We start from the raw sequence: 13959 nt of genomic DNA, 5'->3' as shown, positions 1-13959 counted from the left end.
TATGCAAAAGATTGAATTAATGGCGCCTGCAGGAAACTTCGAATCGCTGCAAGCAGCCCTAGATAATGGTGCGGATTCTGTTTATTTTGGTGTTGAGCAGCTTAACATGCGGGCCAGAGCCTCTATCAATTTTACTTTGGATGACCTTCCGGAAATTTCTAGAAGATGTCAGGAAAAAGGAGTAAGAACTTATTTGACTTTAAATACCATTATTTACGATCACGATTTATCTATCGTAAAAACCTTGGTGAAATGTGCTAAAGAAGCGAACATTACGGCCGTGATTGCTATGGATCAAGCCGTGATAATGGTTGCTCGTGAGTTGGGGATGGAAGTGCATATTTCCACGCAAATTAACATTACCAATATTGAAACGGTGAAATTTTATGCCATGTTTGCTGATACCATGGTAATGAGTAGGGAGTTGAGTTTGCGTCAGGTGAAGAAGATTTCAGAACAAATTGAAAAGGAACAAATCAAAGGCCCTTCAGGGAAATTGGTGGAGATTGAAATTTTTGGTCACGGAGCATTGTGTATGGCGGTTTCTGGGAAGTGTTATATGAGTTTGCATTCGCATAATTCTTCGGCAAACAGAGGAGCTTGTAAGCAAAACTGTAGAAAGAAATATACGGTGGTCGATCAAGAGACTGGTTTTGAAATGGAATTGGACAATGAGTACATCATGTCTCCAAAAGACTTGTGTACTATTGATTTTCTTGAGGAAGTGATTGACGCCGGGATTACCGTGTTGAAAATAGAAGGTCGCGGACGCGCGCCGGAATACGTGGCCAATGTCATTAAATGTTACCGCGAGGCGATTGATAGCATTGAAAACGGAACTTATTCAAAAGAAAAGGTTATTGGTTGGATGCAGGAATTGGAAAAAGTATACAATCGAGGCTTTTGGAGTGGTTACTATTTAGGGCAGAAATTGGGAGAATGGAGTAAAGGATCGGGATCGCACGCGACTCAGAAAAAGGTGTATATCGGTAAAGGTGTGCATTATTTTCCTAAAGCCAGCATTGGTGAGTTTAAGATTGAAGCTTATGATTTGTCCTTGGGGGATACCATTTTAATTACCGGGCCTACAACAGGCGCCAAAGAAATGACGGTGGACACTATGTTGGTGAACGATGAGCAGTTAGAAAAGGGAATAAAGGGAGATTCGGTTACCATCCCAATACCTTTTAGAGTGCGTCCTTCGGATAAACTTTATAAGATTGTTGAAAATAAAGTTGAGGCCTAATGGTTGTTGTAACCCTTCAGAGGAATAAATGTATCGGTTGTAATTATTGTGTGGAGTTAGCTCCTGAGCAGTTTCAAATGTCCAAAAAGGATGGGAAATCTGTGCTTCTGCGAAGTCAGGAGAAAAAAGGTTTTTTTACCTTGAAATCTCCGGATGAGGCTATTTTAGATCCTTGCGACCAAGCGGCAAAAGCCTGCCCGGTTAAAATAATTTCTGTAAAAAGTGTTTAAGTGTTTTTTGCATTGCTATATTGCAATACATGAACGTTTATAGACTATTACAGCTGAACCGAAGGGTAAAGAATTATAGGATAAAGTTTTTGGGGCTTTACCTATTACATAAATTCAATAAACGTTATTTGGCGGTAAATCTTGATCCGGTGTTAGCCTGTAATTTACGCTGCAAGATGTGTTATTTTACAGATGCTGATTATGTGAAAACACTTAAAGGGCAATTTGAACCAAAGGAGTTGAAAGCTGTGGCAGATGCTATTTTTGGACGAGCCTTAAAGTTACAAATTGGTTGTGGTACCGAGCCTACGTTGTATAAAAATTTACCGGATCTGGTGTCTTTAGGAAAGAAGTATAATGTTCCTTATATTTCCTTGACCACCAACGCTAACTTGTTGACAAAAGAAAAAATAGAGGAGTTGTTGAAGGCGGGGTTGCATGAGTTTACAATTTCCTTGCATGGCGTTACCAAGGAAACTTATGAAGGCTTTATGAAAAAAGCCAGTTATGAAAAGTTTCATGATGCCTTTAAGGCGTTTGCAGAACTCAAAGCGATGTATGATTTTAAGGTGCGTATCAATTATACCTTCAACAAGGATAATTTTTATGAGTTGCGGGATTTTTTTGAACACTTCGATCCCAAGAGTTTTGATATCCTTCAAATACGGCCCATTCAAAAAATTGGAAATACAGAGTATAACGATTTTGACATCTCTGCTTTAGAGGATGATTACCCAAAAGTTGTCAAAGGAATTAAGGATACATGCAAAGCTTATGGGATTACAGTGTTGGCACCTGAGGAATTATCTGTGTTGAAAGGTGAAAACCAAGCAAGTTTTATCTTTGACTATACGTTTTGCTATGTTTCTCCTAAACAATTTTGGAAAGAAGGTTTTAATTGGCGTGAAACTAGTTTTAATGAGTTTTCTAAAGAAATAGGCTGGAGTTCAACCTTGTTAACTAATGTTTTTAGGTCTAAGAAAACACTGAAATCACTGTCTAATAAGCTTAATTACGAAATTGAATTTTAATTAACTCCCAATAAAAACTGGGATGTTTTTATGTCATTAGAATAATCTTATCTTTACATTTTAGAAAACAAATTATTAATCTCCATTTGCTCACATAGGTTAGCAAATTATATATAAAATTTATGGGTTGTAACAGTTGCTCAACTGGTAAGGATGGTCAACCAAAAGGATGCAAGAACAATGGTACTTGCGGAACCGATAGCTGTAACAAGCTAACGGTTTTTGATTGGTTGTCCAATATGTCGTTACCCCAAGGACAGGAGCCTTTTAACGGGGTTGAGGTACGTTTTAAAAACGGAAGAAAACAATACTATCGAAATACAGAGAATCTATCATTAAATATTGGCGACATAGTCGCTACTCAGGCGCAATCTGGTCATGATATTGGCATGGTAACGCTTACAGGCGAATTGGTTAGGATTCAAATGAAGCGTAAAAAAATTGATATCAATAAGCATGATGAGGTTCTGAAAATTTACAGAAAGGCTAATCAAAGAGATATCGATGTTTGGTCTAAAGCTAGGGACAAGGAAGAGCCAATGAAGGTCAAAGCAAGACAATTTGCCATCGACTTGAAATTGAAAATGAAGATTTCAGATATAGAATATCAAGGGGACGCTAGCAAAGCTACCTTTTACTATACTGCAGAAGAACGTGTTGATTTTAGAGAGTTGATTAAGGTCTTCGCCAAAGAGTTCCGTACCAGAATTGAAATGAAGCAGGTTGGATTCCGTCAGGAAGCGGCTAGGCTTGGAGGTATTGGGTCCTGTGGTCGAGAATTGTGTTGTTCCACTTGGTTGACGGATTTTAGATCTGTAAGTACTTCTGCGGCTAGATATCAACAGTTGTCGCTTAATCCTCTTAAGCTTGCTGGACAATGTGGAAAGTTGAAGTGTTGCCTTAATTATGAATTGGATGCCTATTTGGACGCTTTGAAGGAGTTTCCAAAAACGGAGATTAAATTGTATACCGAAAAAGGAGTTGCCGTTTGTCAAAAAACCGACATTTTCAAAGGAGTTATGTGGTATGCATATGAAGGCGAATGGATGAATTGGCATAAACTTACCGTAGCCCAAGCCAATGAAATCATTGAAAAAAATAAGAAAAAACAAAAGGTTGCCAGTCTTGAAGAATACGCAGCAGAACTAGCGGAAGACACTAAAGTTGAGTTTGAAAACGTTGTAGGACAAGATAGTTTAACAAGATTTGATAGTCCAAAACGTAAAAGAAAACGTAAAAATAATAAGAGGAAACCTAGAAGAAATAATAAGTCTCAAAATAATGCCAAAAAATAAGTATTGGTTAGTTCTTTTATTGGGGGTGCTGTATTTGTCATGCGACACCAATCAAGTTTTCGATGAATACCAAACCGTTCCTAACAAATGGCATAAGGATTCGGTTATTGCTTTTAAGGTAACTCCGCCAGATTCCTTGAAAAATTACAATTTGTTTGTAAACCTTCGAAATACCAGTGCCTACAAATACAGTAATTTGTTTTTGATTGTGGAAATGGAATATCCTAATGGCAAAACAGCCAAGGATACTTTGGAGTATACAATGGCCAAGCCTAATGGAGAATTTTTAGGAACCGGATTTTCCGATATTAAGGAAAATAAATTGTGGTACAAAGGGTACGAGAATCCTTTTGTATTCAATGAATCGGGTGAATATACCATTAAGATCCAACAGGCTATGAGAGAAAATGGTCATGTGGACGGCGTAGAAGAGTTGGAAGGGATTACTGATATCGGTTTTAGAATTGAACAAGCAAACACAAAATAATTATGGCAAAAAAGGGAACAAAGAATAAACAGGCAACACCTGATTTTTCCAAATACATTCGTTTGTTTTGGATTGTCTTTACTGGAGGTTTAATCTTTGCAGTCCTATTGTTCTTATTGGCCTCTTACGGGGTGCTGGGAGAGATGCCAGATCATACCGAATTGGAAAATCCAAAGAACAATTTGGCAACCGAAATTATTTCATCAGATGGGAAAACTCTAGGTAAATTCTATTATAATGACAACAGAACTCCTGTTGATTACAGTGAATTGCCGCCATATTTGGTAGAGGCCCTTTTAGCAACAGAAGACGCAAGATTTAGAGAACACTCTGGGATTGATGCAAGAGGTACCCTGCGTGCTATTGCTAAACTCGGAAGCGGTGGCGGAGCAAGTACTATTTCTCAACAATTGGCAAAGCAATTGTTTCATGGTGAAGGTTCTAGAAATATCCATGAAAGAATAATTCAAAAAATTAAGGAATGGGTGATTGCCATTCGTTTGGAGCGTCAATATACCAAGGAAGAAATCATTGCCATGTATTTCAATATCTATGACTTTGGTAACAATGCCGATGGTATCCGCAGTGCTTCCCGTATTTATTTTGGGAAAGAACCCTTAGAATTGGATGTTAAGGAGTCTGCCATGTTGGTGGGAATGTTTAAAAATTCATCGCTTTATAATCCAAGAAGAAACCCAGAGGGGGTTACCAATCGCAGGAATGTGGTTCTAAATCAGATGGTAAAGTATGGTTATTTGAATGAAACCACTAGCGATTCCTTGAAGAAGACCGATCTCAGCCTTAATTATACTCCTGAATCCCATAGAGAAGGAATTGCGACCTATTTTAGGGAGTATCTTAAACAATTTATGAAAGATTGGATTGCTGAGAATCCTAAGGCAGATGATGAAAAATATAGTCTTTATAATGATGGACTTAAAATATTTACAACCATAGATTCTAGAATGCAGCAATATGCCGAGGATGCGGTGCAAAAACACATGCCTCGTTTGCAGGCTGAGTTTGATCATCAAAACACACCGGATCGCAACCCAACAGCTCCGTTCCTAGAATTGAACCATTCCGAAATTGATGCTTTGATGAAACGTTCCATGAGACAAAGTGAGCGTTGGAGGCATATGAAGTATGATCTTAAAAAGTCCAATGATGAAATCATAGCATCTTTTGATGTGCCAAGGGAAATGAAAATTTTCTCATGGGGTGGCGAAATAGACACGATCATGAAACCTATTGATTCTATACGGTATTATAAATCATTCTTGCATACAGGGATGATGTCAATGGATCCACAAACAGGTCATGTTAAGGCTTGGGTAGGAGGTATCAATTACCGACATTTTCAATACGATCACGTAAAACAAGGGAAACGTCAAGTGGGGTCTACGTTTAAACCGTTTGTATATGCCACTGCTATTGACCAATTGCATTTGTCGCCTTGCGATACCTTGCCAAACTCACCAATAACCATTGAGGCTAATAAATTTGGAAATCCAGAACCATGGACGGCAAAAAACTCTGATGGTAAATATGGAGATTTCATGACATTAAAACATGCGTTGGCAACATCTACGAATACTGTTACGGCAAGATTGATGGATAAAATTGGGCCACAGCCTGTGATTGACATGGCTAAAAACTTAGGAGTTGAGGAAGATATTTTGCCAGTTCCTGCCATTGCTTTGGGGACGCCAGATTTAAGTGTTTATGAAATGGTAGCGGCCTATTCAACCTTTGCGAACAAAGGTGTGTATAATCAACCTGTTATGGTGACACGTATTGAAGATAAAAATGGCACTGTATTATATCAATTTACGCCAGAGTCTAGAGATGTACTGAGCGAAGAAGTGGCCTATGTAACCGTAAATTTATTGGAAGGGGTTACCCAGGGTGGTTCTGGAACGCGTTTGAGAACTAAAGGAGCCGACAAATACAGTGCGGCTTACCGTGAAATTATTACGGGATATCCATACGAGTTTACCAATCCTATTGCGGGAAAAACTGGGACAACCCAAAACCAAAGTGATGGATGGTTTATGGGGATGGTTCCTAACTTGGTAACAGGTGTTTGGGTTGGTGCCGAAGATAGAGCAACGCATTTCAAAACCATTACTTATGGACAGGGTGCTGCTATGGCCTTACCAATTTGGGGGCTGTACATGAAGAGCTGTTATGCTGATGAAGAGCTGGGAATTTCTAAGGAAGATTTCGAAAAACCAGAAGAACTTTCCATTCGTGTAGATTGTAATGCCAGTGATGAAGATGAGGAAGCCCAAATGCTTATGGAAGAAGAAGAGGATGTTAATATAGGATTTTAGATTTTTTGGGTAATTTATATTAAAACAATTGAATTATTGTTGATTAGAAAATATTAAGGGATAAATTTTATTCTTATCAAAAAAAACCGAAGTGATTGTTTTTAGAATCGCTTCGGTTTTTTGTATTTTACCCCTATAAAATTCTTAGCAAATGATTAATAAAAAAGTAGCAAATGTGTCGGAAGCGCTTGAGGGGGTTTCGAATGATATGACCTTTATGCTTGGAGGTTTTGGGCTTTGTGGTATTCCTGAGAATGCCATTGCAAAGTTAGTGGACCTTGGAGTCAAAGGGCTTACGTGTATTTCCAATAATGCAGGAGTTGATGATTTTGGCCTAGGCCTTCTTCTTCAAAAAAAACAAATCAAAAAAATGGTGTCCTCATACGTGGGTGAAAATGACGAGTTCGAGCGTCAGATGTTAAGTGGAGAACTAGAGGTAGAGTTAATCCCTCAAGGAACGCTTGCAGAACGTTGTAGAGCGGCACAGGCTGGTATTCCTGCTTTTTTTACACCTGCGGGCTACGGGACAGAAGTAGCCGAAGGAAAAGAAACCCGTGATTTCAATGGGAAGATGCATGTATTGGAGAATGCTTTTAAAGCAGATTTCTCGTTTGTTAAGGCATGGAAGGGGGACGAGGCTGGAAACTTAATCTTTAAGGGCACAGCGCGTAATTTTAATCCTGCTATGTGTGGTGCTGCAAATATTACGGTAGCTGAGGTTGAAGAGTTAGTCCCTGTCGGAACTTTAGACCCCAATGAAATACATATTCCAGGAATTTTTGTACAACGCATTTTCCAAGGGGATATTTACGAAAAGAGAATTGAACAACGAACCGTTAGACAAAGAGATTAATTATGTTAGATAAAACAGGAATAGCAAAACGAATTGCCAAAGAAGTTAAAGATGGTTATTACGTGAATCTTGGAATAGGGATTCCAACGTTGGTGGCTAATTATGTGCGTAATGACATTCAAGTAGAATTTCAAAGTGAAAACGGAGTGTTGGGCATGGGGCCTTTTCCCTACGAAGGTGAAGAAGATGCCGATATAATCAATGCGGGTAAGCAAACAATCACAACATTGCCAGGCGCTAGTTTTTTTGACTCCTCTATGAGTTTTTCAATGATCCGTGGCCAACACGTAGACTTAACTATTTTGGGAGCCATGGAGGTTGCTGAAAATGGAGATATCGCCAATTGGAAAATTCCGGGTAAAATGGTAAAAGGTATGGGAGGTGCTATGGATTTGGTAGCCAGTGCCGAAAATATTATTGTCGCCATGATGCATACCAATAAAGCGGGGGAATCCAAATTGCTTAAGGAGTGTAGTTTACCGCTTACCGGTGTTGGGTGTGTTAAGAAAATTGTAACCAACCTCGCTGTTATAGAAGTTACGGATAAAGGTTTTAAGTTATTGGAACGTGCACCGGGAATTTCGGTGGAAGAAATTCAAAAAGCAACCGAAGGGCATTTAATTGTAGAAGGAGAGATTCCGGAGATGCAATTATAACACTTATAGCTATTTAGGAGAGCTACTTTATTAAGTAGCTTTTTTTTGGTAGATACATAAAATTTGTAAGAAAAGTATTTTGTTTTAGATGTAAATGTTAAAAATTAATGCATTTTATCGATTTATAATGTATTTAAACTGATTTTTAAAAAAAATGTTTCATATTAGCTAAACCAAATCGAGACAAGGTAATTTACCAAGTCTATCATAAACTTAATTTATGATTTGCCCCAAATTTATCATGAATTTATGCTTATGGAAAATGTTGCCCCAAATCTGCCAAAACCTACTTATTTTGAAAACAGGATCCTTCCTGTAATTCAAAATACTGTAAACCTACTTAAGAATATTTTTGCCCTAATTAAAAAATTATTCATGCTATAACCCCTTCGGGATGGCATGAATTAATTTTTTGGTGTATTCCCTTTTTGGATTGTTGTAAATTATATCGGCGTCATCCAATTCTTCAATTTGTCCTTTGTTCATCACCAATAACTGATCAGACATATATTTTACCACAGCAAGATCATGAGAAATGAATATATAGGTAAAGTTATAATTGGACTTCAGTTCGTTAAGTAAATTTAGTACTTGCGCTTGCACCGAAATATCCAAGGCAGAAACCGATTCGTCACAAACAATCAATTTGGGTTGTAAAGCAATGGCTCTGGCAATCCCCACACGTTGACGTTGGCCCCCAGAAAATTCATGAGGGTATTTATAAAAAGATTCTTCGGTGAGACCTACTTTTTCCAAAATTTCCAAAACAAGTTGCTTTCTTTCCTTGTCGGAATTTCCAATGTTATGTACTGTCATAGGCTCCATGATGGCCTTTCCAATAGGCATTCTGGGATTGAGTGAAGCAAATGGATCCTGGAAAATAATCTGTATGTCTTTTCTAAGGACTCTAACCTGTGTTTTAGATAGTTTGTTGATGTCCGTTCCTCTGTAGAATATTTCTCCCGAAGAGGCTTTGTCCAATAATAAAATGGCCTTGCTCAAAGTCGATTTTCCGCAGCCGGATTCGCCAACTAGGCCAAGGGTTTCTCCTTCGTAAAGTTGAAAGCTTACATTGTTGACCGCTTTAAAGGCTTCTGGTTTTGAAAACCAACCCGATTTCGAAACATAGGTTTTATTAAGGTTCTTCACTTCCAATAAGGGCGTTTTGGAGTAAAGTTCTTTATGAAATGCTTTACGGTCTTCCGAAGAAATGATAGTGTTGTCTATTGAATCATTGATGACATCCTTAATAGTTGGCAACCTTTTAAGCCGAACATCCAAAGATGGCTTGGATTGCAACAGAGCCTTGGTATAAGTGTCCTTCGGAGCTTTAAATACTTTACTTGCATTACCTTGTTCTACAATATTTCCTTGGTACATCACCAAAAGTCTATCGGCAATTTCGGAAACTAAGGATAGGTCATGAGAAATGAAAATAATACTCATTTGTTCTTCCTGCTGAAGTTGTTTCAACAAGAGAATGATCTCCTTTTGGACTGTCACGTCCAAGGCGGTCGTAGGCTCATCTGCAATTAAAATTTTGGGTTTGCAGGCAATGGCCATGGCAATCATTACACGTTGCTTTTGTCCACCTGAGATTTCATGAGGATAGGCATCATAAATCCGTTCTGGAAGCGGTAATTTCACTTTCTCAAACAGTGATAAGGTTTCAGTTTTGGCTTCGGCTTTTGAAAGAGAGGTGTGCTGCAATAAAATTTCCTGAACCTGTTTGCCACATTTCATGGATGGATTTAAGGAACTCATAGGTTCCTGGAAAATCATGGCAATGTCATTCCCTCTTATATTCTGAAATTGTTTTACCGGTAGGGTTGTTAGATCTTGACCTTGAAATAAGATGTGTCCCTTGGTGATTTTTGAAATCTTCGGAGGCAATAATCCCATAAGGGCCAATGAGGAAACAGACTTTCCAGATCCTGATTCTCCTACGATTCCTAAAATTTCATTCTCAAATAAATCATAACTGATATGATGTATGATTTCCTTTTCGGATTTATTGGATATAAAGGAAATGCTAAGCTCTTTTACAGATAAAAGGGGTGGTGTGGCCATGTGCTAAACACTAATAATTTCATTGTCATGTAACAGTTCGTCGCCTCGCAGTCTTAAAAATATTTGGGCTACGGCCACTGTATCTTTTTCGCAATAGGTGACAATTCTGTCAATATCATTTTCTTCGTAATATACTCTTCTTACTTCGCTGCCATCAATATCGTCTTTTGGCGATGGAATGCCGAGAACATTGGTAAGCAGCTTAAGCGAGGTAAAATGTTTGTAGTCTCCAAATTTCCATAGTTCCAAAGTGTCTAAATGGGGTACTTCCCAAGGCTTTTTGCCAAAAAGATTGAGTTTGTAAGGCAATTCGATGTTGTGGATGATCATGCGTCGCGCTATGTATGGAAAATCAAATTCCTTCCCGTTATGAGCGCACAATACATGTTTGGGCTGTCCAAAATGAGTGGTCAATAGGTTTTTGAAGTCCTGAAGAATTTTAATTTCATCTCCAAAAAAGGAGGTGACCCGAAACTGTCTCATGTCTCCCTGAAAACTAAAGTAGCCAACGGAAATACAGACAATTTTCCCGAATTCGGCCCAAATACCGGCACGTTCATAGAATTCTTCTGCGGTATATTCGTCCCGTCTTTGGTATTGCGATTTGGCATCCCATAAATATTGTTTGGTGGTATCCAAATCAGAAAAATGTTCTGTTTCCGGAACGGTTTCAATGTCTAAAAATAATATGTTTTCCAGTGGCAGTTTAGAGATCATATCCTAACATATTATAGGCTTCTTCTATATAGATTGAAATGTCATCGGTAAAAGTGGCCACAGCCGATCCATTACCTTTTGAGTGTCCTAAGCGCACAATGATGATATTGTCTTCGGGTTCTACAATCACATATTGCCCAAGATGCCCACGCATCATAAAAAAGTGCTTGTCTCCAACATCTTTTAGCCACCAACCATAGCCGTATTCTGGACTAGCGGGAAATCGAGGAGTAATAGATTTTGCGATAAAGGCTGAATCCAATATTTGCTGGCCGTTCCATTTGCCATGGTCTTTATAGAGTTTCCCCATTCTTGCAAAATCTTTGGCATTGGAAGCTATACAACAGTAAGCTTTAACCAAATTTTCTTCATCGCTATCTACTTGCCAAAGGGCTTCGTTTTCACAACCCAAAGGTTTCCAAAAGCTTTCGGTAAGATAGTCGTATAGCTTTTTGTTAGTAGCTCTTTCTATAACCAGTGCCAATAATTGGGTGTCTCCACTAGCATATTTAAAGGCCTTTCCAGGCTGGTCTACCACTTTAAGGCTGGTGATTACTTTCTCAAGGTCATCATCAAAATAGGCGCGAGTGGTAATGGAGAATGGGGAATAGTAGGCTTCATCCCAATTAGTTCCTGAAGCCATACTGGATAAATCTCCTACGGTTGTTTTTGCTGCCAAACCATCACAAAATTCCGGGATAAAGTCGCAGACCGGTTGCTCTAAACTTTTGATATGGCCTTCCATTATGGCCTTTCCTAACATAGCCGACACGTAACTTTTGGCCATGGAAAAGGAATTACTTTGGGAGGTGCTATTAAATCCATCAAAATAATCTTCAAACCAAATACTGTCGTTTTTTATGATGACATAGGCTACACTGCCGTTTTCTTTATGGATGTTACTTAAAAGTGCTGTGGCTTTTACCGTATTGTAGTCTTTGTGATTTGGCCAAGGCTGTGGCAAACCAGGGGCAATAGGCCTATTATCAAATTTTTTGTAATCGTTGAGGTAGGCGGTAGTATGCCCATTTAGATAAATGGTGCGCACCGCTTTAATTAAATAATCGGTGTCTGTGGCGTACAATGCAATGACAATGATGCCGCATAGGAGTATTGTCCATGTAAGGAGTTTTTTGACGAGCTTCATCTAAGTTGATTTAATAACTAAATATAGCAGAAATTTTTAAAAGAGGCGTTGTTGTTTGTACGGGCTTTCGTGTTCCAAAAGCCATTGTTTGCGGTGTAATCCTCCTGCATAACCAGTGAGACTGCCATCGCTTCCTATAACTCTGTGGCATGGAACAATGATCCAAATGGGGTTTTTGCCATTGGCATTCGCCACCGCTCTTATGGCCTTGATGTCTCCCAATTGTTTCGAGAGTTCTAAATACGAGGTGGTTGTTCCGTAGGGAATGGTTGCTAGCTGCTTCCAGACTGTTTTTTGAAATTCGGTGCCTTCAGGGTTTAATTGGAGGTTGAATTGTTGGCGTTTGCCCTCGAAATACTCATGGAGTTGATACGCGCAATCTTCTAAAACTTCAGGAATAACATCCGTAGGTGTTTCTTTGGTATCTAAAACGGTAACTGATGTAATGCCATCTTGATTGCCAGAAATTTTAGTATACCCTAAAGGTGTATTGATAATGCAGGTGTCCATAGGGGTTAATCTTCGATAAGACCAAGGCGTTTGGCTCTATCTTCCCAACTTTTTCTAGCGAGCATTTGTAAATCTGCAATGTTGTCGCTTTCGTCCATAATTTCAAGGCCCAAAAGGGTTTCAATTACATCTTCCATAGTAACCAAGCCACTGATGGAGCCATACTCATCTACAACTAAAGCCATATGGTTTTTGCTTTCCACCAAGAGTTCAAAAAGTTTAGGAATAGGCATGTTCCTGTTGATAATGATGATATCTCGTTTGATTTCTGATAGAATTTTTTTTCCGTGACCAAATGCCATTTCCCTAAACGCTTCGTCCTTCAATACCAAGCCTGTAATATTATCTGATTCGCCTGAATAGACTGGGATTCTGGAAAACCGAATATTGGAGTTTCTCTCAAAGAATTCGGCAATGGTTTCGCTTTCATTTTCAATTTTCATCACAGTCCGCGGGGTCATGATATCTTTGGCCTGAACATCCTTAAAGGTTAACAGGTTTTTGATAACCTTACTTTCAGATTCCAAAAACACTCCTTCCTCCTCTGCTAAATTGGTCATGGCATGAAAATCTTCGCGGCTAAGAACGCTTCCATGATGCCCTTTCCCTCCAATAAGTTTGGTAGTAAGTTGCAGTAGCCATAAAAGGCCAGTCCATTTCAATGGAAAAATTAAAGCGGTAAGGGCCTTTGCTGTAAAATTGGCCAATTGTTTCCAATAGGTAGCACCTATAGTTTTCGGGATAATCTCCGAAACGACTAGAATCAGAAACGTCATGATAGCGGAAACGACTCCTACCGTATTTACGCCAAAAAGTTCAATTTTATAAGGCAATTTTTCAGCTTGAATCCCTACCATCATCGCTCCTAAAGTATGGGCAATGGTGTTGAGTGTCAAGATGGCAATAAGGGGTTTGTCGACGTCCTTTTTTAAATTCTCCAGTGTTTCTGCATAGTGTTTCCCTTCCTGTTTTTTAATGTTGATAAAGGTTGGGGTAACGCTCAACAGGACGGCTTCCAAGATGGAACATAAAAAAGAGAAGAATATTGAAATGGTAGCCCAAAAAATTAATGCGCTCATATAGTGGTTTTCGTTTTCCTCGATTATCGAGATAAAAATACTCCGAGACAAGTCCGGAATACAAATTTTGTTTATCAATTCCTCGATACATGTTTCGAGGTAGTTTACTAATTTACGAAATCCAACGAGTTAACCGCATAATTTATCAATTTGAATGTTGTTGAAAGTTTTTGTTGATTGAAAACTAATATATTTAAAGAAGCCTTATTCTTTGTTAAACAATGGAATAAGGCTTTTGTGTATTTCTATAAAACCAGCTTTGCTAAAGGTGATGCAATGCTTTCGAGATGCTTCTATTTGAT

At 38.7% G+C, this 13959-nt stretch carries 13 protein-coding genes; 8 read left to right on the top strand and 5 right to left on the bottom strand.

What is annotated here, in order from left to right; translation table 11 throughout:
• Window position 1: 1 nt before the first annotated feature.
• The 8 genes from RBH95_RS00565 (at window position 2) to RBH95_RS00530 (ending at window position 8134) form a co-directional block, all read left to right on the top strand.
• Window positions 2-1246 carry a peptidase U32 family protein gene (locus RBH95_RS00565; RefSeq protein WP_307900796.1) on the top strand — a complete coding sequence of 415 codons (1245 nt, stop codon included), beginning with the start codon at window positions 2-4 and terminating at the stop codon, window positions 1244-1246.
• A complete protein-coding gene (locus tag RBH95_RS00560; RefSeq protein WP_307900795.1) occupies window positions 1246-1476 on the top strand; it encodes a ferredoxin in 231 nt (76 codons plus the stop codon). Before RBH95_RS00565 ends, RBH95_RS00560 begins: the two co-directional genes overlap by 1 nt.
• A 29-nt stretch (window positions 1477-1505) precedes the next feature.
• Window positions 1506-2507 (top strand): radical SAM protein, encoded by a 1002-nt coding sequence (locus tag RBH95_RS00555; RefSeq protein WP_307900794.1) that lies wholly within the window; start codon window positions 1506-1508, stop codon window positions 2505-2507.
• Between the two features lie 122 nt (window positions 2508-2629).
• Window positions 2630-3802 carry a regulatory iron-sulfur-containing complex subunit RicT gene (locus RBH95_RS00550; RefSeq protein WP_307900793.1) on the top strand — a complete coding sequence of 391 codons (1173 nt, stop codon included), beginning with the start codon at window positions 2630-2632 and terminating at the stop codon, window positions 3800-3802.
• A complete protein-coding gene (locus RBH95_RS00545; protein ID WP_307900792.1) occupies window positions 3789-4289 on the top strand; it encodes a gliding motility lipoprotein GldH in 501 nt (166 codons plus the stop codon). Before RBH95_RS00550 ends, RBH95_RS00545 begins: the two co-directional genes overlap by 14 nt.
• A gap of 2 nt (window positions 4290-4291) precedes the next feature.
• Window positions 4292-6625 (top strand): penicillin-binding protein 1A, encoded by a 2334-nt coding sequence (locus tag RBH95_RS00540; protein ID WP_307900791.1) that lies wholly within the window; start codon window positions 4292-4294, stop codon window positions 6623-6625.
• 151 nt (window positions 6626-6776) lie between these two features.
• On the top strand, window positions 6777-7478 hold the full coding sequence (locus RBH95_RS00535) for a CoA transferase subunit A (protein ID WP_307900790.1): 702 nt from the start codon (window positions 6777-6779) through the stop codon (window positions 7476-7478).
• Between the two features lie 2 nt (window positions 7479-7480).
• Window positions 7481-8134: a 3-oxoacid CoA-transferase subunit B gene (locus tag RBH95_RS00530; protein ID WP_307900789.1), complete on the top strand. Its 654-nt coding sequence runs from the start codon at window positions 7481-7483 to the stop codon at window positions 8132-8134.
• A gap of 378 nt (window positions 8135-8512) precedes the next feature.
• Here RBH95_RS00530 and RBH95_RS00525 read toward each other — a convergent pair whose 3' ends face one another.
• From RBH95_RS00525 to RBH95_RS00505, 5 genes are read right to left on the bottom strand one after another with little or no spacing between them, the layout of a single operon-like run.
• Complete coding sequence (locus RBH95_RS00525) at window positions 8513-10204, bottom strand: ABC transporter ATP-binding protein (RefSeq protein WP_307900788.1); 1692 nt, start codon at window positions 10202-10204, stop codon at window positions 8513-8515.
• Between the two features lie 3 nt (window positions 10205-10207).
• Window positions 10208-10921 carry a 3'-5' exonuclease gene (locus RBH95_RS00520; RefSeq protein ID WP_307900787.1) on the bottom strand — a complete coding sequence of 238 codons (714 nt, stop codon included), beginning with the start codon at window positions 10919-10921 and terminating at the stop codon, window positions 10208-10210.
• A complete protein-coding gene (locus RBH95_RS00515) occupies window positions 10911-12068 on the bottom strand; it encodes a serine hydrolase (protein WP_307900786.1) in 1158 nt (385 codons plus the stop codon). Before RBH95_RS00515 ends, RBH95_RS00520 begins: the two co-directional genes overlap by 11 nt.
• A 36-nt stretch (window positions 12069-12104) precedes the next feature.
• Window positions 12105-12578 (bottom strand): methylated-DNA--[protein]-cysteine S-methyltransferase, encoded by a 474-nt coding sequence (locus RBH95_RS00510; RefSeq protein WP_307900785.1) that lies wholly within the window; start codon window positions 12576-12578, stop codon window positions 12105-12107.
• Between the two features lie 5 nt (window positions 12579-12583).
• Window positions 12584-13657: a CNNM domain-containing protein gene (locus RBH95_RS00505; RefSeq protein ID WP_307900784.1), complete on the bottom strand. Its 1074-nt coding sequence runs from the start codon at window positions 13655-13657 to the stop codon at window positions 12584-12586.
• Window positions 13658-13959: the final 302 nt, after the last annotated feature.

The sequence above is a fragment of the Mangrovimonas sp. YM274 genome (assembly GCF_030908385.1).
Taxonomy (GTDB): domain Bacteria; phylum Bacteroidota; class Bacteroidia; order Flavobacteriales; family Flavobacteriaceae; genus Mangrovimonas_A.
This window is presented reverse-complemented; position numbering and strand designations above follow the sequence as displayed.